Genomic DNA, 25431 nt, shown 5'->3' with positions numbered 1-25431 from the left:
TCGCACTGACGGTGCCAACATTTTTTAAGGAGCGCATTCATGGCTGTTGGTCTTGGTCCTTTGCCAACGTTGCACCCGGTTGCCGGTTTTGAACTCGGTATCGCCTCGGCCGGTATCAAGCGCCCGGGGCGCAAGGATGTCGTGGTCATGCGCTGTGCCGAAGGTTCCACAGTGGCGGGCGTGTTCACCCTGAACGCCTTTTGCGCCGCTCCCGTGATCCTGGCCAAGCAACGCGTGCAAGGCCCGGTACGTTACTTGCTGACCAACACCGGCAATGCCAACGCCGGCACCGGCGAACTAGGCCTGGCCGCCGCCGAGCGCACCTGCGCCAAGCTGGCCGAGCTGACCGGCGTCGATGCCAGCCTGGTGCTGCCGTATTCCACCGGCGTGATCGGCGAACCGCTGCCGGTCGAGAAAATCGAAGGCGCATTGCAAGCCGCCCTTGATGACTTGTCGGAAAACAACTGGGAAGCTGCCGCCACCGGCATCATGACCACCGACACCCTGCCCAAGGGCGCCAGCCGTCAGTTCCAGCATGACGGCGTGACCATAACCGTCACCGGCATCAGCAAAGGCGCGGGCATGATTCGCCCGAACATGGCGACCATGCTCGGTTACATCGCCACCGACGCCAAAGTCTCCCGCGAAGTGCTGCAAAACCTGCTGCTGGACGGCGCCAACAAGTCGTTCAACCGCATCACCATCGACGGCGACACCTCGACCAACGACTGCTGCATGCTGATCGCCACCGGCAAGGCCGCACTGCCGGAAATCACCCGTGCCGAAGGCGAGCTGTTCGCCAAGTTGAAACAAGCGGTATTCGAAGTGTGCATGGACGTGGCCCAGGCCATCGTGCGTGACGGCGAAGGCGCGACCAAGTTCGTCACCGTTGAAGTCAACGGCGGCAGCAATCACCAGGAATGCCTGGACGTCGGTTACACCGTGGCCCACTCGCCGCTGATCAAGACTGCGCTGTTCGCCTCCGATCCGAACTGGGGCCGCATCCTGGCCGCTGTAGGCCGTGCCGGTGTACCGAACCTGGACGTGAGCAAGATCGACGTATTCCTTGGCGAGGTGTGCATCGCCAGCCGTGGCGCGCGTTCTGCCACCTACACCGAGGCCCAGGGCGCGGCGGTGATGCAGCAGGAAGAAATCACCATCCGCATCGAGCTGGGTCGCGGCGATTGCAGCGAAACCATCTGGACCACCGACCTGTCCCACGAATACGTGAAGATTAACGCCGAGTACCGCACGTAAGACAGATCGCTTTCGCGGGCAAGCCTTGCGCCTACAGGTGGTGTGACCTGTAGGAGCGAGGCTTGCCCGCGAAGACCGACCACCAGACGCTAAAGATTCTGGCTTGTACTCTTACCAAAAGGCGCCCGAACATGAGCCTCCACCTGATCATCGGCGACAAACTGTATTCTTCCTGGTCCCTGCGCGCCGCGCTGGCCCTCGACCTGACCGGCGCGTCCTACACCGAAGAACTGATCAAGCTGAACCAGCCGGATACCCGCGCACGCGTGCTCAAGCATTCGCCGACCGGGAAAGTCCCGCTGCTGAAAAGCGAACACGGCACCATCGCCGATTCGCTGGCGATTGCCGAGTACCTGGCCGAGCAATTCCCCGATGCCGGCCTCTGGCCCAAAGACACCGCCGCCCGAGCCCAGGCGCGTTCGGCTTGCGCGCAGATGCACAGCGGTTTCTTCGCCATGCGCGGCAACATGCCGTTCGACCTGAGCCACAATGCGCCGTTGTTGCCGACTCCGCCTGACGTTCATGCCGAGATCGAGCGCATGCTGGCGTTGTGGGCTGAATGTCGTGCGGCCGCGACTGAAGCCGGCCCGTTCCTGTTCGGTGGCGCGACCCTGGCCGATGCGTTTTTCGCACCGATCGCCGTCCGCCTGCGCACCTATCAAGTGAAGCTGCCCGAGGTCGATGCAGCCTATGTCGAAACCATTTACCAATGGCCAGCTTTCAAGGCCTGGCAGAAGGCAGGTCTGGAGGAGGTCGGGCAGTGAAACGAGTACACGTGGCCGCGGCGGTTATCCGCGATAGCAACGGCAAGATCCTCATCGCCCGGCGTGCCGACACCCAGCATCAGGGCGGCTTGTGGGAGTTCCCCGGTGGCAAGGTCGAGGATAACGAATCCGTCGAAACCGCCCTGGCCCGCGAGCTTCACGAAGAGTTGGGCATCGTGGTCAATACCGCGCGACCGTTGATCAAGGTTCGCCACGACTACCCGGACAAGCAGGTGTTGCTGGATGTCTGGGAAGTCTCGGCGTTTACCGGCGAACCCCATGGTGCCGAAGGTCAGCCTTTGGCCTGGGTGACTGCACGGGAACTGCTGGACTACGAGTTTCCGGCCGCCAACCAGCCGATCGTCGCGGCTGCACGCTTGCCCGGCGAGTACCTGATCACCCCGGACGGACTGGAAACCCCGGCCTTGCTGCGCGGTATCCAGAAAGCCATCGCGGGCGGCATCAAGCTGATTCAATTGCGTGCGCCCAATGGCTATGACCCGCAATACCGCGATCTGGCGGTGGACGCGGCGGGGCTGTGTGCCGGCAAGGCGCAGTTGATGATCAAGGGGCCGTTTGAATGGCTGGGGGACTTCCCCTCCGCCGGTTGGCACATCACTGCCGCGCAGTTGCGCAAGTACGCGGCGGCCGGCCGACCGCTACCGGCGTCGCGCTGGTTGGCGGCGTCCTGCCACAACGCTGAAGAACTGGCGCTGGCCGATCAGATGGGCGTGGACTTTGTGACCCTGTCGCCGGTGCAACCGACCCAGACGCACCCGGATGCTCAGCCGCTGGGTTGGGAGCTGGCGTCGACTTTGATCGAAGGCTTCAGCAAACCGGTGTTCTTGTTGGGTGGGGTTGGCCCGGTAGAGCGGCAGAAAGCCTGGGAAGCGGGCGCGCAGGGTGTGGCGGGGATTCGGGCATTCTGGCCTGAGGCCTAGCACCTGATCGTTCCCACGCTCGCGTGGGAACGATCAGTTTGAAGGTTTTGCCGCAGGCTGCCACAAAATCTCGGCAATCCCCTGGCGCTTGGCAATCAACCGTGCCGCCACAAACAACAAATCCGACAACCGATTGATATACGCCAGGCCCACCCCGGCCAACGGTTCGATCGCATTCAACTGCTGACACCGGCGCTCGGCACTGCGCGCCAGGCTGCGGCACACGTGGGCCTGGGCAATCAGCGCCGAACCGCCGGGCAGAATGAAATTCTCCAGAGGCCCCAGCTCTTCATTCCACACATCAATGGCCGCTTCCAGCCGTTCGATTTCTGCCGTGTTCAGTGCCTGATACACCGGCATCGCCAGTTCGCCACCGAGGTCGAACAACCGATGCTGGCAGGGCGCCAATACCTCGATCACTTCACCAAGCCCGGGAAACTCGCCACTTTGCGCCGCCAACCCGGCCAACAGCACGCCCACCTGGCTATTCAGCGTATCGACTTCGCCAATGGCCTCGATTCGCGGATGGTCCTTGGGTACCCGGCGGCCGTCGCCAAGCCCGGTTTCGCCTTTGTCGCCAGTGCGGGTGTAAATCTTCGACAAACGAAAGCCCATGGTTACCTCGACAGCTGATTGAGTTCTTGAGAGTTCACCGCAGTGCCCGACAAAGGCAGGCGCAAGGTGAAGCAAGTGCCTTGGCCCGGCGTCGATTGCACTTCCATCTGGCCCTTGTGGTTGTTGGTGATGATGAAGTACGAAACCGAGAGCCCAAGGCCGGTGCCCTGACCGATTTCCTTGGTGGTGAAGAACGGCTCGAACGTGCGTTTGCGCACGCTTTCGCTCATGCCGATGCCGTTGTCCTCGACCTGGATTTCCGCCCACGGCGGATTCAGTTTTGTGCGCAGAATGATCCGCCCCGGTTCGCGGTCGTCTGTACGCTGGTGAATGGCTTGCGCGGCGTTTTTCAGCAGGTTGAGCAGCACCTGCTCCAGTTCGTTGGCGGTGCCGGGTACCGGGCCCAGCGCCGGATCGAACTGGCGAATGATCGCCTGGCCCTTGAAGTCGAAGCCAATGGCCAGGTCGAAGTCGTTGCCGGCGATTTCCACCGCTTGATCGATCAGTGCCGGCAGGTCGCATGGCGCCATTTGCCGAGTGCTGCGGCGGCTGAAGCTGAGCATGTGGGTCACGATCTTCGCCGCCCGGGCGCCAGCCTGCTGAATGCCGTCGAGCAGCTGCGGTACTTCACGCGCTTTCAGGTACTTATTGACCGTTTCCAGTTCTATGCCCATTTGCTCGGCCTGTTCGAGGTTCTTCGGCAGGTCGGGGGACAGACGTCGACGAATGTTCTGCACGTTGTGCAGGATCGCGCCCAGGGGGTTGTTGATCTCATGGGCCATACCGGCGGCGAGGCCGCCGACCGAGAGCATTTTTTCCGACTGCACCATCATTTCTTCCAGGGACAGACGCTGGGTGATGTCGTCGATCCGGATGACCACGCCACGTCCGGCACCGCCCATCAACGGGTAGAACGTCAGGGCGTAATGCCGGGGTTCGTCGTCCTTGAGCCAGGTAACGCGTTCGATCTTGGCCACCGTATGCTGCTCGACGGTTTGCTTGAGCTGCGGCAGGAATGGCTTGAGGGGTTTGAAGGCGAGAAAGATAGGCTGGTTCAAGGCTTCGTCCAGGCGCGTGCCGGACAGTGCGCTGGCCTCCTGATTCCACTGGGTCACGTAAAGCTGCTCGTCGAGTGCGATCAGTGCCGATGGCATGGAGTCGATGATGCTGTTGAGGTAGTTCTGGAAACCGGTAAGTTTTTTCTCGATCTTGCTCCGCACCTGAACTTCCAGTTCCAGCTTGCGGTTGGTGTGACGGGTTTCTTCGGCCAGCCCCTGGGCCTGATCGTAAGCCGCCTGGGAATCGTCACGGGCACGCTTGAGCTGCTGCTCCCGGGCCTCGATGCGCGAGAGCATGGTGTTGAACGCTTCGGCGAGGCTGCCGATTTCGTCGTGGTTGCCGCGAGAGGCGCGCAGGGCGTAGTTCTCTTCCCGGGTGACTTGCCGGGACAGCTCTTCGAGTTGATGGATGGGGCGGGTAATCAGGCGTTTGATCTGCCGGGCGATCACCAGCCACAACAGCACGCTGAAGATCAGAATCCCCAGGCTGGCGGTCAGAGTCCCGGTGTAGAACGCCATCGGCAATTCGCTGCTGGCCACCAGCAGCAAATGCCCGGGAGCGGTGCCGGGGCGGGGCAGGGTGATCACTTGATTGCTGCGAAACTCCGTGGCTTGCCAGGCTTCGAGGTGCTGGTAGTGCTCTGGCAGGCTCAGCATGTCGCCGTGTTGCAGCTGCGCCAGACGCGTACCCGTGCCGTCGTAAAGGGCTGCCGCACGCAGTGGTGAATAACTGTTGAGTTCGTTGAGCAGGCGTTCGGCGTTTTGCGGCGACTTCAGCGCGTCGGACACCAGGCTCGGGTTGGACACCAGTCGGCCGATGGTCTGCAGGGCCTGGGGGGCCATGCTTTCCTGGGAGATGTAATACGCGGCACTGATAAAGGTCAGGTTGGCGACCAGCAAAACGGTGGTCAACAGCACCAGCAGGGCGGCCAGCAGTTTCTGGCCGACCGGAAGGTTTTCAAGGCGCTGGCGCAATGGCATCAGGTTCATCGCTGAAAAGGAACAAGTGGCCAGCGTAGCCGCTGCTCAGTCGCTGGGCAATCCAAGGCTGTGCAGATGATCGATCAAGCGCTGCTGCAATTGATTGAGGTGGGGCAGGTTCAACTGATGCCGCGACGCAACTTTGCAGGCATGGCCCAACAGGTAGCTGATTTCGGTGCGGCGCTGATTGGCGACATCCTGGTACATCGAGGAGAAATTGGTCGCGGTAGCCTTGATCACCCGTTCGACTTCCTCCCGGAGGTTTTCGGCTGCCGCCGGCTGGCCGCAGCGCTCCAGCAGTTCGGTAAGTTCGGCGCACAGGGTGGCCACTTCGCACTGATGTTGCTGCAAACCGCCGTTGCGGCATTCGTGCAATACGGTCAACGGGTTGATCGCACAATTGAGCGCCAGCTTGCGCCACAGCCTTGTGAGAATGTCGGTGCTCCACTCATGGGGAATGCCGGCGTCGCTCAAGTCCTCCAGCCAGAACGGTGCCACCGGATGGCCGGCATCTCCCAGCCAGGTGTAACCATGACCGGCAAACACCACGCGCCAATCGCCATCGCGAAACGCGCCTTCGGTACTGGAAGCGAAGATGCAGCGGGCATGCGGGACTTGCGCGGCGACGGCGTCCTGGCTGCCAAGGCCGTTTTGCAACAGGATCAGTTCGGCGTCCGGTGTCAGGCGGTGAGCGAGCCGGGCCACGGCTGTTACGGCGTCATAGGCTTTACAGGCCACCAGCAGACGGCTGATCGGCCCATCGCTGTCGGCTGTTTCGCCGGGCACCGGGTACAGCTGCGCTTCGCCGTGCTCGACCAGCGTCAGCCCGCCCGCCGCCTGATAGGCCTGCAGGCGCGCCGCGTCCCGTACGATCAGCCTGACCGGCACTGAAGCCCGTGCCAGACGGGTGGCCCACAACGTGCCGAGGCTGCCGGCGCCCAGAACATGCCAAGGGGTAGACATCAGCTTTTTACTCGGTTTGTCGCTGGCATGTGAGGCTCGCAGTATCGGTTGGAAAAGACCCGTTATAATGAGCCCGATTTTAACCGCAAGCCAAGCGCGCTCCATCGTTATCGAGCGCGCCTTTTTATTGGAGAAATTACATGCCGTCGTTCGACGTGGTATCCGAACTGGACAAACACGAAGTCACCAACGCGGTCGAGAACGCCGTCAAGGAACTCGATCGTCGTTATGACCTGAAAGGCAAGGGCAGCTTCGAGTTCAAGGAAAAAGACCTGACCGTCAACCTGACCGCTGAAGCCGATTTCCAGCTCGAAGCGATGATCGAGATCCTCAAGCTGGCCCTGGTCAAGCGCAAGATCGACGTGCAATGCCTTGAAGTCAAGGATGCCTACGCGTCGGGCAAGCTGATGAAGCAGGAAGCGGTCCTCAAGGAAGGCATCGACAAAGACCTGGCGAAGAAAATCGTCGCCCACGTCAAAGATGCCAAGCTCAAGGTCCAGGCTGCCATTCAGGGTGAGCAGGTGCGTATCACCGGTAAAAAGCGTGACGATCTGCAGGAAGCCATCGCCGCCCTGCGCGCCAAAACTTTCGACATGCCGCTGCAGTTCAATAACTTCCGCGACTGATATTTCAAGCGGGAACCTCTCGGCGATTTCGACGTCCGAGGCCCAAGCAACGGCAGAAACGACCGAGCCTTATGGGGGCGGTCTTTCTGCCGCTCATTTTTCGCGTGCCGGGTAGCCGGAAATCAGGAGAAAGAAGATGGATTTGAATGCTGAAGTGGACAACCTGGTCAAGGCGTCTCAAGCCTGGATTCCGATGATCATGGAATACGGCAGCCGCGTGTTGCTGGCGGTGATTACCCTGGCCATTGGCTGGTGGCTGATCAACAAAGTCACGCAAAAACTGGGCGGCCTGTTGGCGTTGCGCAACGCCGACCTGGCGCTGCAAGGCTTCATCAGCAGCCTGGCGAACATCATCCTCAAGGTTCTGCTGATCGTCAGCGTGGCGTCGATGATCGGTGTGGAAACCACCTCCTTCGTCGCGGCTATCGGTGCGGCCGGCCTGGCCATCGGTCTGGCCCTGCAGGGCAGCCTGGCGAATTTCGCCGGCGGCGTGTTGATTCTGTTGTTCCGTCCATTCCGTATCGGTGACTGGATCGAAGCCCAAGGTGTTGCCGGTACTGTCGACAGCATCCAGATCTTCCACACCGTACTGCGCACTGGCGATAACAAAACCATCATCGTGCCTAACGGTAATCTGTCGAACGGCATCATCACCAACACCAACCGTCAGCCGACCCGCAAAGTAGTATTTGATGTGGGTGTGGACTACGAGGCGGACTTGCAGAAGGCCCGTGAAGTGTTGCTGGACCTGGCCAAGGATCCGCGAGTGTTGACTGAGCCGGCACCGGAAGCGGTGATTTCCACACTGGGCGACAGTTCGATCACTGTTTCTCTACGGGTGTGGGTGAAGACTGCCGACTACTGGAATGTGATGTTCATGTTTAACGAACAATCGCGCGATCGCTTGAAGACTGCCGGCATCGATATTCCATTTCCGCAGCGGGTTATTCGCGTGGTGCAGGAATCGGCAACGGTTTAATGATCTGTCTTTCAACTAATGTCTGACCGTTTGGTCAGGCATCTTGCAAGACCATAAGTACTGTAGCCAATAAAAAAGGCCCATCTGAAGATGGGCCTTTTTTTGATTACCGCGAACTGGCTTTCGGCAATTACAGAACCGAAATCGGGTAGTCGACGATCAGGCGGAACTCGTCGATATTACCTTCAAACGAGTCGTCATGGTTGGCGCGATGCCATGCTTGACGAATACGGAAGGACAGATCCTTGGCCGGGCCGGATTGAACGACGTACTTGGCTTCGACGTTGGTTTCGTGGTGTTTGCCATCTTCACCGTAGAAGCCGGTGTAGGCACTGCCCGCCGGAGTGTTGGTACCGTCGATGTCCCAACCTTTCACGTAACGGGTCATGAAGCTCAGACCAGGTACGCCGTATTCGGCCATTTTCAGGTCATAACGGACTTGTACCGATTTCTCGCCAGGGGCGTTGAAGTCAGAGTACTGGATGGAGTTGGCGAGGAAGATCGAGTCGCCACCGCGGTTGTTTTTACCCACGCCGACATAGTCAAACGGAGTATCGCCATTCACTTTCTGGAAGCCCACGGTGACGGTGTGCGCTTTCAGGAACGAGTAAGCAGCGGCCAGCGAGTAGGCGGTGTTATTGATTTCGCCTGCTTTAGCGCTACCGGTGTCCCTGGTGTTGTAGATGTTACCGTCGAAGTTGATCGAGTTGTCGCCACCCAATGCGAGGGTGTAGTTCGCGTTGGCGTAGTACTGGTTCCAGATGTCTTCGAGCTTGGCACCGTAGAGCGACACGCTCAGGTCTGGGGTAATGCCGTACTTGCCACCGAGGTAGTCGATGGAGTTGGCTTTCACGCCAGCGTAGTTAGCCCACAGGTCACCGTCACGGGCGTTGCTGTCCTGGCTGGTCGCCGAGTAGAAGTGACCGCCTTCGAGGTCAAGGTCTTTGACTTCGCTGCTCTGCAGTTGGATACCGCTGGCAGTTTGGTGAAGGATGCGGGAGCCGCCAACAGCGAACACCGGAGCGGTGCTTGGCTGCATGTCGCCGATTTTCAGTTCGGTCTTGGAGATGCGGAACTTGGCGGCAGCGCCGGCTTTGCCCTGGCTGTTGTTGACCTCGCCATCGGAGTCCACAGTCATGTTGCCGGTACCAGCATATTTGTCGGAACCGTCCAGCTTAATGGCCAGTTGGCCCCAAGCTTCAACGCCAACACCGATCAGACCTTGGGTGTAGCCCGAGCTGAACATGCCCTGGATGCCCTGGGTCCAGTCTTTGTCGTCGGTTGCGCCGTCTTTCTTGTTACGGTTGTAGTAGTAGTTGCGAACCAGCAAGTCGAGCTTGCTGTCTTCAACAAAACCTTTGGCTTCAGCCTGGTCACTTACGAAAGGTGCGGCCGTAGCCAATTGAGTACTGGCTGCTGCTGCAACTGCCAGTGCGATCATGCTCCACTTCATCACGCGCATCGTGATTTGCTCCTTTGGTTTTTAGAAGAGTACTGCCGTCCCACCTGTTTTATTATCTGGGCGGCTCTTTCTTTTTGTGTCGGCGCAAACTTATATCACGCCGACCCTATTGGCGATACTTGCGTATCTAACCTTTCAGCTTCTTTACGACCCTGTCGCAAATGGCGGGGTAGATGTCGCAAATTCACAGTCCCGACGCAATCGGACTGACAACTTCAGCGCTGTTTTCCAGGGCTTGAGCATCGGTAAAAAAGAGTCCCTTGTCCTGCACTTGAATCTCCATCGGGCAATCCTGCCACTGTTTTTATTGGCCTTAAGGCTTCCACTTCCAGCGGAGCGCTTATAGACGATACGGGTGTTAATGCAACAAGCGTGCACAAACCAGAATTCTGTTGCTGTTTTTTTCAGAAGGCCTGCCTGTTGCTGTAAAAACCTCATAAATCCGGGGGGGTCAAGCTCGTTTTTCTTAGGCTTGACGCCATGCTTTGCATCGTGGTTACCACGTCGGAGCTGCGGGGGTGACAACCAAAAACGTTACCGGTTCACCCCGCCAGTGAGTAATTGGCGGATGCTGACGCACTGAGCGTAGACGCGTTGTGCGGTTTTGGTGCAAAAAATTTTATTTCCTGTACTGAATTCACACATTGTCGCTTTGCCGTGGGTTCGAACGGTGCGTTGTTTATGGGGTACTTCGGCGTTTTTTCCGTGATGGCCGGTTCTGTCATGGTGCGTCCCGAATCAAAATGGCGCATCTCGGAGCGCCCGCAGGACGGCGCTGGCGGCAGTTCGTCGTGAAGCGTGTGGCGTTCGCAGGTATGCTGCCGTCCTGTCGCTTGGTGCGCCGTCTTTCGGTGGGGGCGCTAAGCTGAAAAAAGATGACCAGAGGGGAGTGTGCACTGTGTTCGCTTTAGATCCACGACTTCAACAAGACACGTTGCCAATCGGCGATTTCCCGCTCTGCCGGTTGCTGCTGTCCAATGATTCGAATTACCCCTGGTTCATCCTCGTGCCACGCCGCGAGGATATCAGTGAAATATTTCAGCTGGATGACGCAGATCAACAGCAGCTGTGGCGGGAAACGACTGAGCTGGCGGAAATCCTCAAGGACTCTTTCGACGCGGACAAGTTGAACGTCGCGGCCCTGGGTAACGTCGTCAATCAGTTGCACATGCATGTGATTGTGCGCAAGCGTGAGGACGCCGCCTGGCCAGCTCCGATCTGGGGCAAACAGGAGGCCAAGCCATACAGTTCAGAGCAGATCGCGACGATTCGCGAGCGACTGCGTCTGGTATTGACCGACGATTTCAAGTTTCTGGAGGGCTGAATCATGAGCCTGGGCGAACGCGTTACCGATCTGGAAAGCCGACTGGCATTTCAGGATGACACCATCCAGGCATTGAATGATGTGCTGGTGGCGCAGCAGCGGATGGTCGAGCGTCTGCAATTGCAAATGTCGGCGTTGCTCAAGCGGCAGGAGGAAATGGCCGGCCAGTTTGCGACGCTTGAAGAAGAAGAGGCTCCACCGCCCCATTACTAAGAAACAGGCAATAAAAAACCGCGAACAGCCAAGCTGTTCGCGGTTTTTTTTGCCTTGAATCAGCGGCGCGGCAGTGCGGCGATCACATCTTCGGCTTGCAGGCCTTTGTCACGATTCATGACAGAGAACTCCACGCGCTGGCCTTCCACCAGAACGCGGTGGCCTTCACCGCGAATCGCCCGGAAATGCACGAAAATATCATCGCCGGAGTCGCGGGAAATAAAGCCGAAGCCTTTGGAGGTGTTGAACCATTTGACGGTGCCAGTATCGCGGTTGCTCATGTCATAGCTTGGCGCGGCGGCGGCCGGTGAAGATTTGTAGAAGCTGATGGCCAGGTGCAGGAATACGGCGATCAGGGCAGCGACCAGGCTGAACAGAACGGCAGGTTGACCGGCGATGACAGGCATCGGGGCGATCAGCGTCAGGGTTTGCAGCACGACAGCCAGAACCAGCAAGGCGCTGACCAGGTTTTGCAATTGATGACGCGGGCCTTTGTTCCAGTAAGGGATAACAGGCGCGAGGGTGAGGTTGAGCAGGCCGAAAAAGGCCAGGTACAGCGCATCGGGTTGTTGCAGGTAAGGTACCGCTTCGGATCGCAGGCTAGGGATGAAGGACAGCAGCAGGGCTGCTGCGCCCATTAGCAGGTGGACGATTTTCAACATTTTGATTAACTCACGTTAAGACGGATCACAAGGAAGAGCTGATAGAGCACGGTTCGCTTCAGAACAATAAGAGGCGTTGGGCACGTACCTGATATCAGCCTATGCGCAGCCCCCGGAAAATAGGTGGTAGCGACACACTGCCTATTTAACAGCAAAGCCTGCGGCTACTCAAATCAGGCGGTCCGGCGGCGCTTCCATTGGAATGGCGCGCGGATGACGCTGTCGAGTGTTATTCGTGTGTTGTGTTTCTCGGACCTTTCGCCTTTTCGTTGAGTGATGTTGCGTCAGTTTTCGTAGGAAATCGTCCGGCCTAGGACGAGCTCCATGATCGCCCCTCCGTTGTTGGCTTATCCTACGTTGATGGTCATAAAGTCATCTGGATATACCGTTGCGCCTGCGCTTTTATAAGGAATCGGAATATGGCCCTTACAAGCAGCAAGGATGACAAAGGAGTGTCAACGGTATGGTTCATGAAGACAGACAAGGCGAGGGGGGGATCGGTCCACTCAAGGATGTAAGGATTGATTCACTTGTCAGCGAATTCGATATGGGGCTGGCCCAGCCCTTATCCCGGTCGGTGCGTTTGAATGGCTTTGCGACCTGTTTGCGGCTTGAGCAGGTCTATTGGGATATTTTGGGCGACATGGCCAAGGTCAATTGCTGCTCGGTCAGTGCGCTGTTGTCCCATGTGGATCGCGAGGTGCACTTGCGCCATGGCGGGGTGAAAAACTTCACCGGGCTGGTGCGGGTTGTCTGCGTCGTGCACAGCCTGAAGGAGGGCGGTTGCCCCATCATGGCTTAGCGAGAGCAGCTGAATGAGTCGAGTGTCGGTCTGTGCAGTCTTACGGCTGCACAGGCTGCATTTAATGGATATAATCCCGCTCTTTGCCGCAAAGCCCTGCATGCGCGGTAGCAATCTGATCGCCGAGACAACCCCCATGCCGATGTACGATTACCAATGTGCTTCCTGTGGTCATCAGTTGGAAGCCATTCAAAAGATCAGCGCAGCACCGCTGGTCGACTGCCCTGCCTGCCAGGCGCCAGAGCTTAAAAAGATGCTGTCCATGCCCGGTTTCCGCCTCAGTGGCACCGGCTGGTACGAGACCGACTTCAAGACCGGTTCCAAGAAAAATCTGGCCGGTGGCGACAAAGCTGACTAGGGTCTAGCGCCCGGGTTGAACGACACGCGCGAGCTCTTGCATCATCTGGCACCTTATTCAAGTGCGGTGGTGCGGCAAGACCTCCACCCGAATTTCGAATTACGAGAAGTGAAACCACTACCATGATGCGCAGCCATTATTGCGGCCAACTGAACGAAAGCCTGGAAGGCCAGGAAATTACCCTTTGCGGATGGGTTCACCGTCGCCGTGACCATGGCGGGGTGATTTTCCTCGATATCCGTGATCGTGACGGTCTGGCCCAGGTGGTGTTCGATCCGGACCGTGCCGAGAGCTTCGCCGCCGCCGATCGCGTGCGCAGCGAGTACGTCGTGAAGATCACCGGCAAGGTTCGCCTGCGTCCGGCCGGTGCAACCAACGCCAACATGGCGTCGGGCATGATCGAGGTCCTGGGCTACGAGCTGGAAGTGCTGAACGAATCGGAAACCCCGCCGTTCCCGCTGAACGAGTTCTCCGACGTTGGTGAAGAAACCCGCCTGCGTTATCGCTTCCTTGATCTGCGTCGCCCTGAAATGGCCGAGAAGCTGCGTCTGCGTTCGCGCATGACTACCAGCATCCGCCGCTATCTGGACGAGAACGGTTTCCTCGACGTCGAGACGCCGATCCTGACCCGTGCTACCCCCGAAGGCGCGCGTGACTATCTGGTGCCGAGCCGTACTCACGCCGGTTCGTTCTTCGCCTTGCCGCAATCGCCTCAGCTGTTCAAGCAGCTGTTGATGGTGGCCGGCTTCGACCGTTACTACCAGATCGCCAAGTGCTTCCGCGACGAAGACTTGCGGGCTGATCGCCAGCCGGAATTCACTCAGATTGACATCGAGACCAGCTTCCTCGATGAAAAAGACATCATGGGCCTGACCGAAGGCATGATCCGCAACCTGTTCAAGGAAGTGCTGGGTCTGGAATTCGGCGAATTCCCGCACATGACCTTCGAAGAGGCCATGCGCCGCTACGGTTCCGACAAGCCAGACCTGCGTAACCCGCTGGAACTGGTGGATGTTGCCGATCAGCTCAAGGAAGTCGATTTCAAGGTGTTCAGTGGCCCGGCCAATGACCCGAAATGCCGTATCGCCGCCTTGCGCGTTCCAGGCGGGGCGAGCATGCCGCGCAAGCAGATCGACGATTACACCAAGTTCGTCGGCATCTACGGTGCCAAGGGCCTGGCGTACATCAAGGTCAACGAGCGTGCTGCCGGTGTTGAAGGTCTGCAGTCGCCGATCGTGAAAAACATCCCGGAAGCCAACCTGAACGTGATCCTCGATCGCGTGGGTGCGGTCGATGGTGACATCGTGTTCTTTGGTGCCGACAAAGCCAAGATCGTCAGCGAAGCCCTGGGCGCGCTGCGGATCAAGCTGGGCCATGACCTCGAGCTGCTGACCTGCAAGTGGGCGCCAATGTGGGTCGTCGACTTCCCGATGTTCGAAGAGAATGACGACGGCAGCTTCAGCGCCTTGCACCACCCGTTCACCGCGCCGAAGTGCACTCCTGAAGAGCTGGAAGCCAACCCGGCTGGCGCTTTGTCCCGTGCCTACGACATGGTCCTGAACGGCACCGAGCTGGGTGGCGGTTCGATCCGTATCCACCGCAAGGAAATGCAACAGTCGGTGTTCCGTCTGTTGGGTATCAACGAGGCGGAACAGGAAGAGAAATTCGGCTTCCTGCTCGACGCCCTGAAATACGGCGCGCCGCCGCACGGTGGTCTGGCCTTCGGTCTGGACCGTCTGGTGATGCTGATGACCGGCGCCCAGTCGATCCGTGAAGTGATCGCCTTCCCGAAAACCCAGAGTGCTGCGGACGTGATGACGCAGGCTCCGGGCGTGGTAGATGCCAAGGCGTTGCGTGAGCTGCACATTCGTCTGCGCGAAACGCCAAAGGCAGAGTAAGGCTGACCGCAAAGGCGCATCCTGTGGGATGCGCCTTTTCTTTAGGTCGAGATTTTTTTGTTGCTGGCCGACACTCCCTGTGTGGCGGGCGATGTTTCAAAGAGAAATTCGGAGCGAGTTATGGCGGGTCATTCCAAGTGGGCGAACATCAAGCACCGCAAAGAACGTCAGGATGCCAAGAAGGGCAAGATTTTCACCAAGTGGATTCGTGAACTGACGGTCGCTGCCCGTCAGGGCGGCGCTGATCCGGGCTCCAACCCGCGTCTGCGTCTGGCGCTGGATAAAGCGCTGGGCGCGAACATGAGCCGTGACATCATCGACCGCGCGGTGGCCCGTGGTGCCGGCGCTGCCGATACCGATGACATGGTCGAGCTGACCTACGAAGGCTATGGCCCGGGCGGCGTGGCGGTGATGGTCGAATGCATGACCGATAACCGCAACCGCACCGCAGCCGCTGTTCGCCACGCGTTCAGCAAGTGCGGCGGCAACCTCGGTACCGACGGTTCGGTGGCTTATCTGTTCGAACGCAAAGGGCAGATTTCCTTCACGCCAGGGGTTGATGAAGACGCGCTGATGGAAGCAGCCATGGAAGCCGACGCCGATGACGTGGTGGCCAACGAAGACGGCTCCATCGACGTGTTCACCTCGTTCGCCGGCTTCTATTCCGTGCGTAATGCCTTGGAGGCCGCAGGCTTCAAGGGCAGTGATGCGGAAATCGTCATGTTGCCGACCACCAGTGCCGAACTGGATCTGGAAGGCGCCGAGAAGGTTCTCAAGCTGATCGACATGCTCGAAGACCTGGATGACGTGCAGAACGTGTATTCCAACGCGGACATTCCAGAGGCGGTGGCCGCACAGCTCGGTTGATGCCTTTATAAAGATCGCAGCCTTCATCAGCCCTGCAGGCGCTGGCGAAGCCTGCGATCTTTTGATTTTCAGAATGAAAAGATCGCAGCCTTCAGCAGCTCCTACGGTTACTCTCAGATATTCGCACTAGCTTCGCAGGCGTTATGACTTTAATTCTTGGTATCGACCCCGGCTCGCGTATCACCGGTTACGGCATTGTTCGCGATACTGGCCGTGGTTGTGTTTACGTGGCATCGGGCTGTATCCGCACCGGTGCTGGCGAGTTGCATGAGCGTCTGCAGATCGTCTATCGCGGCGTGCGTGAAATCATTCAGACTTATGGCCCGGTCACCATGGGCATCGAAAAGGTGTTCATGGCGCGCAATGCCGACTCCGCGCTGAAACTGGGGCAGGCCCGTGGCGCGGCGATTGTCGCCGGCGCCGAAGAGAGCCTGGAAATTGCCGAGTACACCGCAACCCAGGTCAAGCAGGCCGTGGTCGGCACCGGCGCCGCCAATAAAGAGCAAGTGCAAATGATGGTCATGCACATGCTGAAGCTGACCAGCAAGCCGCAAATCGATGCCTCGGATGCCCTGGCCATCGCGATTTGCCACGCTCACACCCGTTCCAGCCTGTTGCCCCATGGCCTGGGCGCGGCACGCAGTCGTGGCGGGCGCCTGCGTCTCTGATAGCATCAGCAATCATTTTTTGTGGGATGAGGGTTTTGCGCCTGTGTTGTCGGTGCAAAACCCTTGTTCTGTCAGTCGCCAGCACTGATCTGGCCAACGCTCAAGGATCTGAAACGTGATTGGACGCTTGCGCGGCACTTTGGCTGAGAAACAGCCGCCGCACCTGATTCTGGATGTAAACGGTCTGGGGTATGAGCTGGAAGTGCCCATGACCACGCTTTATCGCTTGCCGTCGGTCGGTGAACCGCTGACCTTGCACACCCATTTGGTCGTACGCGAAGACGCGCAGTTACTCTATGGCTTCTTCGGCAAGCGTGAGCGAGACTTTTTTCGCGAACTGATCCGTCTCAATGGGGTAGGGCCGAAACTGGCGTTGGCCCTGATGTCGAGCCTGGAAGTCGACGAGTTGATCCGTTGCGTGCAGTCCCAGGACACCTCGGCGCTGACCAAGGTGCCGGGGGTGGGCAAGAAGACTGCCGAGCGTTTGCTGGTGGAGCTCAAGGATCGCTTCAAGGCCTGGGAAACCGTGCCGGCAATGTTCGCGTTGGTGCCAAACCAGCCGGGTGGGCCAGATGTGCCTCCGGTCGCTACCGCCGAAAATGACGCGGTCAGCGCGTTGATTTCCCTGGGCTACAAGCCGCAGGAAGCCAGCAAGGCGATTTCCGCGATCAAGGAGAAAGGTTTGAGCAGTGAAGACATGATTCGTCGTGCCCTGAAGGGAATGATCTAAGTGATTGAAGCTGATCGTCTGATCGCCGCTACGGGTGGCCCCCGTGAGCGCGAAGAAGTCCAGGACCGGGCGATTCGTCCCGTAAGCCTGGCCGAATACATTGGCCAGCCGACCGTTCGCGAGCAAATGGAGTTGTTCATCCAGGCCGCGCGCGGGCGCAATGAATCGCTGGATCACACCCTGATTTTCGGCCCGCCGGGCCTGGGTAAAACCACCCTGGCCAACATCATTGCCCAGGAAATGGGCGTGTCGATCAAAAGCACCTCGGGGCCGGTCCTCGAGCGTCCTGGTGATCTGGCTGCATTGCTGACCAACCTTGAGCCCCATGACGTGCTGTTCATCGACGAGATCCATCGGTTGTCGCCGATCGTCGAAGAAGTGCTGTACCCGGCCATGGAGGATTTCCAGCTCGACATCATGATCGGCGAAGGGCCGGCCGCGCGCTCGATCAAGCTCGATCTGCCACCGTTTACCCTGGTTGGCGCAACGACCCGTGCCGGTATGCTGACCAACCCGTTGCGCGACCGTTTCGGGATCGTTCAGCGCCTGGAGTTCTACAGCACCGCCGACCTGGCAACGATTGTCAGCCGTTCGGCGAACATTCTCGGTTTGCCGCTGGACCCGGAAGGCGCCTTTGAAATCGCCCGGCGTGCCCGCGGTACACCGCGAATCGCCAACCGCTTGCTACGCCGGGTCCGGGATTTTGCCGAGGTTCGTGCCAAGGGCCACATCACCAAACCAATCGCCGACCTGGCCTTGAACCTGCTGGATGTCGATGAGCGTGGCTTCGACCATCAGGACCGACGCCTGCTGTTGACCATGATCGAGAAGTTCGACGGTGGGCCCGTGGGGGTGGACAGTCTGGCTGCTGCGATCAGCGAAGAACGCCACACCATTGAAGACGTGCTGGAGCCGTACCTGATCCAGCAGGGCTATATCATGCGCACGCCGCGGGGGCGGGTAGTGACCCGGCATGCGTATTTGCACTTCGGCTTAAATATTCCGTCACGATTGGGCGAGATGCCCGTGGTAGACGAGTTCCTCGATGCCGTGGACGATTAATCACCTTTGCGCGCTGATTTATTCGGGGTTTGTGCTGTCCCAGGACGGTACTTTCGCCAGAAAGCCGCGAATCAATGAAAAACAGTTGCCTGGCCGGATTGGCAACCTGAGGAGTAAGCACTAGAGTATGCGCGCGCAAAACGGGCTTGAGCCGTTCGCACATCGTTGTCGCGTTTATTACGAGGACACCGATGCCGGCGGCATCGTGTATTACGTCAATTACCTCAAGTTTATGGAACGGGCTCGAACCGAGCGGCTCCGAGAGCTGGGCTTTGCCCAGTCGGCGCTGGCAGGGGAGGACCTGTTGTTCGTCGTGCATTCCAGCGAAGCGCGTTACCACGCGCCGGCGCGACTGGACGACGAGCTGCTGGTAAGCGCCGAAGTAATTGAATTGAACCGGGTCAGCCTGCGCTTCAAACAGCAGGTCAGGCGGGCTACGGATAACGTGCTGCTCTGCGAAGGGCAGTTTCTGGTGGCCTGTGTGCGCACTAACAGTTTGAAACCCCGGGCCATTCCCGAAGCTCTACGTGCGGCCTTTGCCGACGTGAGCGGCGCGGGTACACACTCAAAGCAGGAGATAAAGCGTGGAAGCTAACGTCGTCGACCATTCCTCCATGTGGAGCCTGGTCAGCAATGCCAGTGTCGTGGTGCAACTGGTAATGCTGATCCTGGTAGCCGCATCGGTGACCTCGTGGATCATGATCTTTCAGCGCAGCAACTTGCTGCGCGCCGGTCGACGTGCCCTGGAGAGCTTTGAAGAGCGCTTCTGGTCCGGTATCGACCTGTCCAAACTCTACCGTCAGGCCGGCAGCAACCCTGATCCGGATTCCGGTGTCGAGCAGATCTTCCGTGCCGGCTTCAAGGAATTCTCCCGTCTGCGCCAGCAGTCGGGCGTTGATCCGGAAGCGGTCATGGAAGGCGTGGCGCGTGCCATGCGCGTAGCCATCTCCCGCGAGGAAGAGAAGCTCGAGCAGAGCCTGCCGTTCCTCGCCACCGTCGGTTCCGTCAGCCCGTACATCGGTCTGTTCGGTACAGTCTGGGGCATCATGAACTCCTTCCGTGGTCTGGCGACCGCCCAGCAAGCGACCCTGGCCACTGTGGCTCCAGGTATCGCTGAAGCACTGGTTGCTACTGCGATCGGTCTGTTCGCCGCCATCCCGGCCGTTATCGCCTACAACCGTTTTGCTGCCCGCAGCGAAACCCTGCTGGGCCGCTATTACACCTTCGCCGACGAATTCCAGGCGATCCTGCACCGCAAAGTGCACACCAGCGAAGAATAAGCAGGTAATTTCCAATGGCTTTAATCGCTCGAGCTCGCAAAAAGCGCAAGCCGGTTGCCGAGATGAACGTGGTGCCTTACATCGACGTGATGCTGGTACTGCTGGTCATCTTCATGGTGACCGCGCCGATGCTCAATCAGGGCGTGAAAGTTGATCTGCCCAAGGTTTCCAGCGAAGCCTTGCCGCAGGACAACAACACTCAGGTCCTGACCATTTCGATCAAGGCTGACAAGACCTACTACTGGAACCTTGGCAGCGAAGTCGACACCGAAAAGCAGCAGGACAAGGCCATGACCTTGCCGCAAATGACCGACGCCGTGACCAAGATCATTCGCGTTGGCAACGGTAACGGCAAGCGCACGCAGGTGTTCATTCGTGGCGACAAAACCGTCGATTATGGCGCCGTCATGGGCGCCATGGGCGGGTTGCAGAAGGCCGGGGTCGGTAATGTTGGCTTGATTACCGAGGCGCCCTGATGCAGCAACTGCGAGAGCCGTCCGCCTCGGAAAGCTACTTCTGGCCTAGTGTCTGGGCGATTGTCTTGCACGTGCTGGTGTTCGGCATGCTGTTCGTCAGTTTCGCCTTCACACCGGAGCTGCCGCCGGCCAAGCCGATTGTCCAGGCAACCCTGTACCAGCTGAAATCGAAAAGTCGGGCGACCACCCAGACCAATCAGAAGATCGCGGGTGAGGCGCAGAAATCTGCTGCGCGTCAGACCGAAGTCGAGCAGATGGAACAGAAGAAGGTCGAGCAGGAAGCGGTGAAGGCTGCGGAACAAAAGAAAGAAGAAGCGGCTCAAAAGGCCGAGGAAGCCAAGAAGGCCGACGAGTCGAAGAAAGCGGAAGAGGCGAAAAAGGCTGATGAAGCCAAGAAAGCCGACGAAGCGAAGAAGACCGCCGAAGCCAAAAAGGCCGAAGAGAAACAATTGGCTGATATAGCCAAGAAGAAAGCCGAAGAAGAAGCCAAAAAAGCTGCTGAAGAAGAGGCCAAGAAAGCGGCCGCTGAAGAAGCGAAGAAAAAGATCGTCGAAGACGCGAAGAAGAAAGCCGCGGAAGACGCCAAGAAGAAAGCTGAAGCGGAAGAGGCGAAGAAGAAAATCGCCGAAGACGCGAAGAAGAAAGCGACTGCCGATGCTGCGAAGAAGAAAGCGCAGGATGCGGCTCGCAAATCGGTAGAGGACAAGAAGGCTCAGGCTCTGGCTGACTTGCTGTCCGATAAGACCGAGCGTCAGCAGGCTTTGGCGGATGAGCAAGGCGATGAAACCGCGGGCAACTTTGATGATCTGATTCGTTCGCGAGCATCTGAAGGTTGGGCGCAGCCACCGTCGGCCCGCAAAGGCATGAAGGTGATTCTGCAAATCAACATGCTCCCTGACGGAACGATCTCCGGTGTTTCGGTTGCTCATTCCAGCGGTGACGCGCCGTTCGACAGTTCTGCAGTCGCGGCTGTAAAAAATATTGGTCGATTGACCGAAATGCAGGGTCTGAAGCCAGCTGATTTCGCACCCTATCGTTCATTCAAGATGACATTCACACCTGAGGATCTAGCCTTGTGAGAAACCTTCTTCGAGGACTGCTTGTAGTCATGTTCTGCTTTGCAGGACTGGCCACGGCAGATGAAAAAAATATCCTGGTCAGCAGTGGCAGCTCCCAGGCAACTCCAATTGCCGTTGTGCCTTTCGGCTTCCAGGGCGGTAGCGTGCTGCCGGACGACATGGCTGAGATTATCGGTAACGACCTGCGCAATTCGGGTTACTACGCGCCGATTCCAAAGCAGAACATGATCAGCCAGCCAAGCCAGGCGAGCGAAATCATCTACCGTGACTTCAAGGCGGTGGGTGCCCAGTACGTCATGGTCGGCAGCATTGTTCCTGCGGGCGGTCGCCTGCAGGTGCAGTACGCACTGTTCAACGTCGCCACCGAGCAGCAAGTGCTGACCGGCAGCGTGTCGGGCGGCGTCGATCAACTGCGCGACATGGCGCACTACATCTCCGACCAGTCGTTCGAAAAACTCACCGGTATCAAAGGTGCGTTCTCGACACGTCTGCTGTACGTGACGGCCGAGCGTTTCTCCGAGAAGAACACTCGCTACACACTGCAACGTTCGGACTACGACGGTGCCCGTGCCGTGACGCTGCTGCAATCGCGCGAGCCAATCCTGTCGCCGCGTTTCGCACCGGATGGCAAGCGCATTGCCTACGTGTCGTTCGAGCAGAAGCGTCCGCGCATTTTCATGCAGAACATCGACACTGGTCGCCGTGAGCAGATCACCAACTTCGAAGGCCTGAATGGCGCGCCAGCCTGGTCGCCGGATGGCAATCGCCTGGCATTCGTGTTGTCGAAAGACGGTAACCCGGACATCTACGTGATGAACCTGGGTTCGCGTCAGATCACCCGTGTCACCAATGGTCCTGGCATCAACACCGAACCGTTCTGGGGTAAGGATGGTTCGACCATCTACTTCACCTCTGACCGTGGCGGCAAGCCTCAGATCTATAAAACCAGCGCAGGCGGTGGTGGTGCGGAACGTGTGACCTTTATTGGTAACTACAACGCCAACCCTAAACTGTCGGCCGATGAAAAGACCCTGGTGATGATTCACCGCCAGGACGGTTTCACCAACTTCAAGGTGGCGGCCCAGGATTTGCAGCGCGGTAGTGTAAAGATCCTCACTGATAGCACTCTGGACGAGTCTCCTACTGTTGCGCCCAACGGCACCATGGTAATCTACGCCACCCGCCAGCAGGGCCGGGGAGTCTTGATGCTCGTGTCTATTAATGGACGCGTGAGGCTCCCGCTTCCTACCGCACAAGGCGAAGTCAGAGAACCGTCCTGGTCCCCTTACCTGAACTGACGCGGCGCTATACGTTTTACTTAACACACTGGGGTTCATTAGGAGTTTCACGATGGAAATGCTGAAGTTTGGTAAATTTGCTGCGCTGGCTCTGGCCATGGCTGTAGCTGTAGGTTGCTCGTCCAAAGGCGGCGACAACGCCGGTGAAGGCGCTGTAGATCCAAACGCTGGTTACGGCGCTAACACTGGTGCAGTTGACGGCTCCCTGAGCGAAGAAGCTGCTCTGCGCGCAATCACCACCTTCTACTTCGAATACGACAGCTCGGACCTGAAGCCAGAAGCCATGCGCGCTCTGGACGTTCACGCCAAAGACCTGAAAGCAAACGGCGCTCGCGTTGTTCTGGAAGGCAACACCGACGAACGTGGTACTCGTGAGTACAACATGGCACTGGGCGAGCGTCGTGCGAAAGCCGTTCAGCGCTACCTGGTACTGCAAGGTGTTTCCCCAGCTCAGCTGGAACTGGTTTCCTACGGCGAAGAGCGTCCAGTTGCTACCGGCAACGACGAGCAGTCCTGGGCTCAAAACCGTCGCGTCGAACTGCGTAAGTAATTCGTCATGCGAACGTGCCGTCGTGCTGTAACTGTTTTGGCTCTCAGTCTCGCACCGCTTGCGGTGTGGGCTGCGGTTCCTGTGGTCGAGGACAACTCCGGCTATAACAATAGCGGGAGCAGTTATCCGCCTGCGGGTTACGGTACGAACGGCGCCTATGCCGGGGGAGGGGTTTCGGCCCCTGTCTCGGCACAGGGCGAGCTGTTCAACCAACTGCAATCGATGCAGGAGCAGATCTCGCGCCAACAAGGCATCATCGAGGTTCTGCAAAATGATGTAGCGCGCATGAAGCAAGAGAACCTGGAGCGGTATCAGGATCTTGATCGGCGCATAGGAACCGGCGTTGCACCAGCCGCGACTCCTGATAATTCTTCCACCGGTGGCAATTTGAATGCCCCCGGTGCAGCAGCCGGAGCAGGTGCGGGAGCGGCTGCCGCTCAAGCCCCGGCCGCGGGTGGCGAACCGGCTGACCCGGCGAAGGAAAAACTGTATTACGATGCAGCCTTCGACCTGATCAAAGCCAAGGATTTCGACAAGGCCAGCCAGGCTTTCGCCGCATTCCTGCGCAAATACCCGAACAGCCAATACGCGGGCAACGCCCAGTACTGGTTGGGTGAAGTGAACCTGGCCAAAGGCGATCTGCAAGGTGCAGGTCAGGCATTTGCCAAGGTTTCGCAGTTGTACCCCAAGCACCCCAAAGTGCCTGATTCGCTGTACAAGCTCGCTGATGTAGAGCGTCGTCTCGGTCATACCGACCGGGTCAAAGGCATTCTGCAACAGGTCGTGTCCCAGTATCCGGGCACTTCCGCCGCTCAGCTGGCGCAACGGGACTTGCAGCGCATGTAAGCCTGTTTAGCCCGTTTTGAAGAAACCCGCGCTTGTCGCGGGTTTTTTCGTTAGAATTCATGCCCTTTTTATGAAACACGCTTTTTGGGATCTGCGCGTTGGCGGGGTTCCTTGAAGTGCCTGACGGAGGCGGACAGCCTGTTTAGCTGTTACGCCCGTGGCGACTATGCAAGACACATTGAGAATCACCGAAGTTTTCTACTCGTTGCAGGGTGAAACGCGGACTGCCGGGCTGCCCACTGTTTTTGTGCGCCTGACCGGTTGCCCATTGCGTTGCCAATACTGCGACAGCGCCTACGCGTTCACTGGCGGCACCCTCCGCACGCTCGACGACATCCTCGAGCAAGTGGCCGGTTTTCGCCCGCGTTACGTCTGTGTCACGGGCGGTGAGCCCCTGGCGCAACCCAATGCCATTCCCTTGCTCAAGCAGTTGTGTGACGCCGGTTACGAAGTGTCGCTGGAAACCAGCGGCGCGCTGGACATCTCGGCGGTCGATCCACGGGTCAGTCGCGTCGTCGACCTGAAAACCCCGGGTTCGAAAGAAGCCCACCGCAACCGCTACGAGAACATAGAACTGCTCACGCCCAACGATCAGGTGAAGTTTGTCATCTGCTCGCGGGAAGACTATGACTGGGCCGTGTCCAAGCTGATTCAATACGGTTTGAACGAGCGTGCCGGCGAAGTCCTGTTCTCGCCGAGCCACCATGACCTGAATGCACGTGATCTGGCGGACTGGGTGGTGGCGGACAATCTGCCTGTGCGTCTGCAATTGCAGCTGCATAAATATCTTTGGAATGACGAGCCGGGGCGCTGAAATGACTGAACAACTGAACACTGCTGAAAAACGTGCGGTCATCCTGCTGTCCGGCGGCCTTGACTCGGCGACGGTCGTGGCCATGGCCCGTGCCGAAGGCTATAGCTGCTACACCATGAGCTTCGATTACGGTCAGCGCCACCGTGCCGAACTGCAAGCCGCCGAGCGTGTTGCCCGCGACTTGGGTGTGGTCGAGCACAAGGTGATCGGCCTGAACCTGAACGGTATCGGCGGCTCGGCCCTGACCGACAGTTCCATCGACGTACCGGAGGCGCCGAGCGAAGGCATTCCGGTGACCTATGTGCCGGCGCGCAACACGGTGTTTCTGTCCCTGGCGTTGGGTTGGGCCGAAGTGCTGGGTGCGCGTGACATCTTTATCGGTGTAAACGCGGTGGATTATTCCGGTTACCCGGATTGCCGTCCCGAGTTCATCGAGGCCTTCGAGCGCATGGCTAATCTGGCGACCAAGGCCGGTGTAGAAGGGAATGGCTTCCGTATCCAGGCGCCCCTGCAGAACCTGAGCAAGGCGCAGATCGTTCAGGCGGGCGTGAAGCTTGGCGTCGATTACGGGCTGACCGTTTCCTGCTATCAGGCGGACGATAACGGCCGTGCTTGCGGTAAATGCGACAGCTGCCGTCTGCGTGCAGAAGGCTTTGCGGCGGCCGGAATCAGCGACCCGACACCTTATTTTTGATTTATTTCAAATTAGGTGTTGAATAGTCCTTAAAAATCAGTATTATACGCGCCACCACACAGCGGGTCGTTAGCTCAGTTGGTAGAGCAGTTGGCTTTTAACCAATTGGTCGTAGGTTCGAATCCCACACGACCCACCATTTTAAAAAATCTGGAAGGCCCACG

General features: G+C 58.6%; 29 protein-coding genes and 1 tRNA gene. 25 read left to right on the top strand and 5 right to left on the bottom strand.

Annotated features, from left to right (window positions below; all coding sequences use genetic code 11):
• Positions 1-39 precede the first annotated feature (39 nt).
• From argJ to PSH69_RS23645, 3 genes are all read left to right on the top strand, one after another.
• On the top strand, positions 40-1257 hold the full coding sequence (gene argJ / locus PSH69_RS23655; protein ID WP_305409991.1) for a bifunctional glutamate N-acetyltransferase/amino-acid acetyltransferase ArgJ: 1218 nt from the start codon (positions 40-42) through the stop codon (positions 1255-1257).
• Between the two features lie 131 nt (positions 1258-1388).
• Complete coding sequence (locus tag PSH69_RS23650; protein WP_305409990.1) at positions 1389-2021, top strand: glutathione S-transferase family protein; 633 nt, start codon at positions 1389-1391, stop codon at positions 2019-2021.
• Positions 2018-2962, top strand: a complete 945-nt coding sequence (locus PSH69_RS23645; RefSeq protein ID WP_305409989.1) for a Nudix family hydrolase — start codon at positions 2018-2020, stop codon at positions 2960-2962. The genes PSH69_RS23650 and PSH69_RS23645 overlap by 4 nt, the downstream gene beginning before the upstream one ends.
• A 33-nt stretch (positions 2963-2995) precedes the next feature.
• Here the strand turns inward: PSH69_RS23645 and PSH69_RS23640 are convergent, their stop codons facing one another.
• The 3 genes from PSH69_RS23640 to PSH69_RS23630 are packed head-to-tail and all read right to left on the bottom strand — an operon-like array spanning position 2996 to position 6579.
• A complete protein-coding gene (locus tag PSH69_RS23640) occupies positions 2996-3577 on the bottom strand; it encodes a cob(I)yrinic acid a,c-diamide adenosyltransferase (RefSeq protein WP_019581489.1) in 582 nt (193 codons plus the stop codon).
• Between the two features lie 2 nt (positions 3578-3579).
• The gene (locus tag PSH69_RS23635; RefSeq protein ID WP_305409988.1) at positions 3580-5616 is read right to left on the bottom strand and encodes an ATP-binding protein; all 2037 of its coding nucleotides are present in this window, start codon (positions 5614-5616) and stop codon (positions 3580-3582) included.
• A gap of 45 nt (positions 5617-5661) precedes the next feature.
• On the bottom strand, positions 5662-6579 hold the full coding sequence (locus PSH69_RS23630) for a putative 2-dehydropantoate 2-reductase (protein ID WP_018926511.1): 918 nt from the start codon (positions 6577-6579) through the stop codon (positions 5662-5664).
• A 140-nt stretch (positions 6580-6719) separates the two neighbouring features.
• Here PSH69_RS23630 and PSH69_RS23625 point away from each other — a divergent pair, with 140 nt between their 5' ends.
• Entirely contained in the window at positions 6720-7205 is a 486-nt protein-coding gene (locus PSH69_RS23625) for a YajQ family cyclic di-GMP-binding protein (protein WP_305409987.1), read from the top strand.
• A 136-nt stretch (positions 7206-7341) separates the two neighbouring features.
• A complete protein-coding gene (locus PSH69_RS23620; RefSeq protein ID WP_305409986.1) occupies positions 7342-8184 on the top strand; it encodes a mechanosensitive ion channel family protein in 843 nt (280 codons plus the stop codon).
• Positions 8185-8314: 130 nt separating this feature from the next.
• Here PSH69_RS23620 and PSH69_RS23615 read toward each other — a convergent pair whose 3' ends face one another.
• The gene (locus PSH69_RS23615; protein ID WP_305409985.1) at positions 8315-9646 is read right to left on the bottom strand and encodes an OprD family porin; all 1332 of its coding nucleotides are present in this window, start codon (positions 9644-9646) and stop codon (positions 8315-8317) included.
• 561 nt (positions 9647-10207) lie between these two features.
• On the opposite strand from PSH69_RS23615, the gene PSH69_RS23610 reads away from it, so the two are divergent.
• From PSH69_RS23610 to PSH69_RS23600, 3 genes are all read left to right on the top strand, one after another.
• Complete coding sequence (locus PSH69_RS23610; protein ID WP_305409984.1) at positions 10208-10441, top strand: hypothetical protein; 234 nt, start codon at positions 10208-10210, stop codon at positions 10439-10441.
• Positions 10442-10544: 103 nt separating this feature from the next.
• Positions 10545-10970, top strand: coding sequence for an HIT domain-containing protein (locus tag PSH69_RS23605; RefSeq protein ID WP_305409983.1), 426 nt, complete (start codon positions 10545-10547; stop codon positions 10968-10970).
• A 3-nt stretch (positions 10971-10973) separates the two neighbouring features.
• Positions 10974-11183, top strand: a complete 210-nt coding sequence (locus PSH69_RS23600) for a SlyX family protein (protein WP_018926506.1) — start codon at positions 10974-10976, stop codon at positions 11181-11183.
• 59 nt (positions 11184-11242) lie between these two features.
• On the opposite strand, the gene PSH69_RS23595 is transcribed toward PSH69_RS23600, so the two are convergent.
• On the bottom strand, positions 11243-11845 hold the full coding sequence (locus tag PSH69_RS23595) for a cold-shock protein (RefSeq protein ID WP_019651434.1): 603 nt from the start codon (positions 11843-11845) through the stop codon (positions 11243-11245).
• Between the two features lie 463 nt (positions 11846-12308).
• Here PSH69_RS23595 and PSH69_RS23590 point away from each other — a divergent pair, with 463 nt between their 5' ends.
• From PSH69_RS23590 to PSH69_RS23510, 17 genes are all read left to right on the top strand, one after another.
• Positions 12309-12647: a ribbon-helix-helix domain-containing protein gene (locus tag PSH69_RS23590; RefSeq protein WP_305409982.1), complete on the top strand. Its 339-nt coding sequence runs from the start codon at positions 12309-12311 to the stop codon at positions 12645-12647.
• A 136-nt stretch (positions 12648-12783) separates the two neighbouring features.
• Positions 12784-13005 (top strand): FmdB family zinc ribbon protein, encoded by a 222-nt coding sequence (locus PSH69_RS23585; RefSeq protein ID WP_010457489.1) that lies wholly within the window; start codon positions 12784-12786, stop codon positions 13003-13005.
• A 122-nt stretch (positions 13006-13127) separates the two neighbouring features.
• Positions 13128-14903 (top strand): aspartate--tRNA ligase, encoded by a 1776-nt coding sequence (gene aspS, locus PSH69_RS23580; RefSeq protein WP_018926502.1) that lies wholly within the window; start codon positions 13128-13130, stop codon positions 14901-14903.
• A gap of 120 nt (positions 14904-15023) precedes the next feature.
• Entirely contained in the window at positions 15024-15770 is a 747-nt protein-coding gene (locus PSH69_RS23575; RefSeq protein ID WP_305409981.1) for a YebC/PmpR family DNA-binding transcriptional regulator, read from the top strand.
• 143 nt (positions 15771-15913) lie between these two features.
• Positions 15914-16438, top strand: coding sequence for a crossover junction endodeoxyribonuclease RuvC (ruvC, locus tag PSH69_RS23570; protein WP_018926500.1), 525 nt, complete (start codon positions 15914-15916; stop codon positions 16436-16438).
• Between the two features lie 115 nt (positions 16439-16553).
• Positions 16554-17168: a Holliday junction branch migration protein RuvA gene (gene ruvA / locus PSH69_RS23565; RefSeq protein ID WP_305409980.1), complete on the top strand. Its 615-nt coding sequence runs from the start codon at positions 16554-16556 to the stop codon at positions 17166-17168.
• Positions 17169-18230: a Holliday junction branch migration DNA helicase RuvB gene (ruvB, locus tag PSH69_RS23560; protein WP_018926499.1), complete on the top strand. Its 1062-nt coding sequence runs from the start codon at positions 17169-17171 to the stop codon at positions 18228-18230.
• Between the two features lie 127 nt (positions 18231-18357).
• Positions 18358-18825: a tol-pal system-associated acyl-CoA thioesterase gene (gene ybgC, locus PSH69_RS23555; protein ID WP_007933231.1), complete on the top strand. Its 468-nt coding sequence runs from the start codon at positions 18358-18360 to the stop codon at positions 18823-18825.
• A complete protein-coding gene (tolQ, locus tag PSH69_RS23550; RefSeq protein WP_018926498.1) occupies positions 18815-19510 on the top strand; it encodes a protein TolQ in 696 nt (231 codons plus the stop codon). Before ybgC ends, tolQ begins: the two co-directional genes overlap by 11 nt.
• Before the next feature lie 23 nt (positions 19511-19533).
• Complete coding sequence (gene tolR, locus PSH69_RS23545; protein WP_169342487.1) at positions 19534-19986, top strand: protein TolR; 453 nt, start codon at positions 19534-19536, stop codon at positions 19984-19986.
• Complete coding sequence (gene tolA, locus PSH69_RS23540; protein ID WP_018926496.1) at positions 19986-21065, top strand: cell envelope integrity protein TolA; 1080 nt, start codon at positions 19986-19988, stop codon at positions 21063-21065. The genes tolR and tolA overlap by 1 nt, the downstream gene beginning before the upstream one ends.
• A 29-nt stretch (positions 21066-21094) precedes the next feature.
• On the top strand, positions 21095-22363 hold the full coding sequence (gene tolB / locus PSH69_RS23535) for a Tol-Pal system beta propeller repeat protein TolB (RefSeq protein WP_018926495.1): 1269 nt from the start codon (positions 21095-21097) through the stop codon (positions 22361-22363).
• A 52-nt stretch (positions 22364-22415) separates the two neighbouring features.
• Complete coding sequence (gene pal, locus PSH69_RS23530) at positions 22416-22913, top strand: peptidoglycan-associated lipoprotein Pal (protein WP_003178634.1); 498 nt, start codon at positions 22416-22418, stop codon at positions 22911-22913.
• A 6-nt stretch (positions 22914-22919) separates the two neighbouring features.
• Positions 22920-23759: a tol-pal system protein YbgF gene (ybgF, locus tag PSH69_RS23525; protein ID WP_026331869.1), complete on the top strand. Its 840-nt coding sequence runs from the start codon at positions 22920-22922 to the stop codon at positions 23757-23759.
• A 166-nt stretch (positions 23760-23925) separates the two neighbouring features.
• The gene (queE, locus tag PSH69_RS23520; RefSeq protein WP_018926493.1) at positions 23926-24573 is read left to right on the top strand and encodes a 7-carboxy-7-deazaguanine synthase QueE; all 648 of its coding nucleotides are present in this window, start codon (positions 23926-23928) and stop codon (positions 24571-24573) included.
• A 1-nt stretch (position 24574) separates the two neighbouring features.
• Positions 24575-25267, top strand: a complete 693-nt coding sequence (gene queC, locus PSH69_RS23515) for a 7-cyano-7-deazaguanine synthase QueC (protein ID WP_019581478.1) — start codon at positions 24575-24577, stop codon at positions 25265-25267.
• A gap of 63 nt (positions 25268-25330) precedes the next feature.
• A tRNA-Lys gene (locus PSH69_RS23510) sits at positions 25331-25406 on the top strand.
• The last annotated feature ends 25 nt before the right edge of the window (positions 25407-25431 follow it).

Source organism: Pseudomonas sp. FP1740 (genome assembly GCF_030687165.1).
In the GTDB taxonomy this organism is placed as follows: domain Bacteria; phylum Pseudomonadota; class Gammaproteobacteria; order Pseudomonadales; family Pseudomonadaceae; genus Aquipseudomonas.
This window is presented reverse-complemented; position numbering and strand designations above follow the sequence as displayed.

Bases quoted from the DNA above. Each gene is read 5' to 3' on its own strand.
- argJ (WP_305409991.1), top strand. From the start codon at position 40: ATGGCTGTTGGTCTTGGTCCTTTGCCAACGTTGCACCCGGTTGCCGGT.
- PSH69_RS23650 (WP_305409990.1), top strand. From the start codon at position 1,389: ATGAGCCTCCACCTGATCATCGGCGACAAACTGTATTCTTCCTGGTCC.
- PSH69_RS23640 (WP_019581489.1), bottom strand. From the start codon at position 3,577: ATGGGCTTTCGTTTGTCGAAGATTTACACCCGCACTGGCGACAAAGGC.
- PSH69_RS23635 (WP_305409988.1), bottom strand. From the start codon at position 5,616: ATGCCATTGCGCCAGCGCCTTGAAAACCTTCCGGTCGGCCAGAAACTG.
- PSH69_RS23630 (WP_018926511.1), bottom strand. From the start codon at position 6,579: ATGTCTACCCCTTGGCATGTTCTGGGCGCCGGCAGCCTCGGCACGTTG.
- PSH69_RS23625 (WP_305409987.1), top strand. From the start codon at position 6,720: ATGCCGTCGTTCGACGTGGTATCCGAACTGGACAAACACGAAGTCACC.
- PSH69_RS23620 (WP_305409986.1), top strand. From the start codon at position 7,342: ATGGATTTGAATGCTGAAGTGGACAACCTGGTCAAGGCGTCTCAAGCC.
- PSH69_RS23615 (WP_305409985.1), bottom strand. From the start codon at position 9,646: ATGCGCGTGATGAAGTGGAGCATGATCGCACTGGCAGTTGCAGCAGCA.
- PSH69_RS23600 (WP_018926506.1), top strand. From the start codon at position 10,974: ATGAGCCTGGGCGAACGCGTTACCGATCTGGAAAGCCGACTGGCATTT.
- PSH69_RS23595 (WP_019651434.1), bottom strand. From the start codon at position 11,845: ATGTTGAAAATCGTCCACCTGCTAATGGGCGCAGCAGCCCTGCTGCTG.
- PSH69_RS23590 (WP_305409982.1), top strand. From the start codon at position 12,309: ATGGTTCATGAAGACAGACAAGGCGAGGGGGGGATCGGTCCACTCAAG.
- PSH69_RS23585 (WP_010457489.1), top strand. From the start codon at position 12,784: ATGCCGATGTACGATTACCAATGTGCTTCCTGTGGTCATCAGTTGGAA.
- aspS (WP_018926502.1), top strand. From the start codon at position 13,128: ATGATGCGCAGCCATTATTGCGGCCAACTGAACGAAAGCCTGGAAGGC.
- PSH69_RS23575 (WP_305409981.1), top strand. From the start codon at position 15,024: ATGGCGGGTCATTCCAAGTGGGCGAACATCAAGCACCGCAAAGAACGT.
- ruvC (WP_018926500.1), top strand. From the start codon at position 15,914: ATGACTTTAATTCTTGGTATCGACCCCGGCTCGCGTATCACCGGTTAC.
- ybgC (WP_007933231.1), top strand. From the start codon at position 18,358: ATGCGCGCGCAAAACGGGCTTGAGCCGTTCGCACATCGTTGTCGCGTT.
- tolA (WP_018926496.1), top strand. From the start codon at position 19,986: ATGCAGCAACTGCGAGAGCCGTCCGCCTCGGAAAGCTACTTCTGGCCT.
- tolB (WP_018926495.1), top strand. From the start codon at position 21,095: ATGTTCTGCTTTGCAGGACTGGCCACGGCAGATGAAAAAAATATCCTG.
- pal (WP_003178634.1), top strand. From the start codon at position 22,416: ATGGAAATGCTGAAGTTTGGTAAATTTGCTGCGCTGGCTCTGGCCATG.
- ybgF (WP_026331869.1), top strand. From the start codon at position 22,920: ATGCGAACGTGCCGTCGTGCTGTAACTGTTTTGGCTCTCAGTCTCGCA.
- queE (WP_018926493.1), top strand. From the start codon at position 23,926: ATGCAAGACACATTGAGAATCACCGAAGTTTTCTACTCGTTGCAGGGT.
- queC (WP_019581478.1), top strand. From the start codon at position 24,575: ATGACTGAACAACTGAACACTGCTGAAAAACGTGCGGTCATCCTGCTG.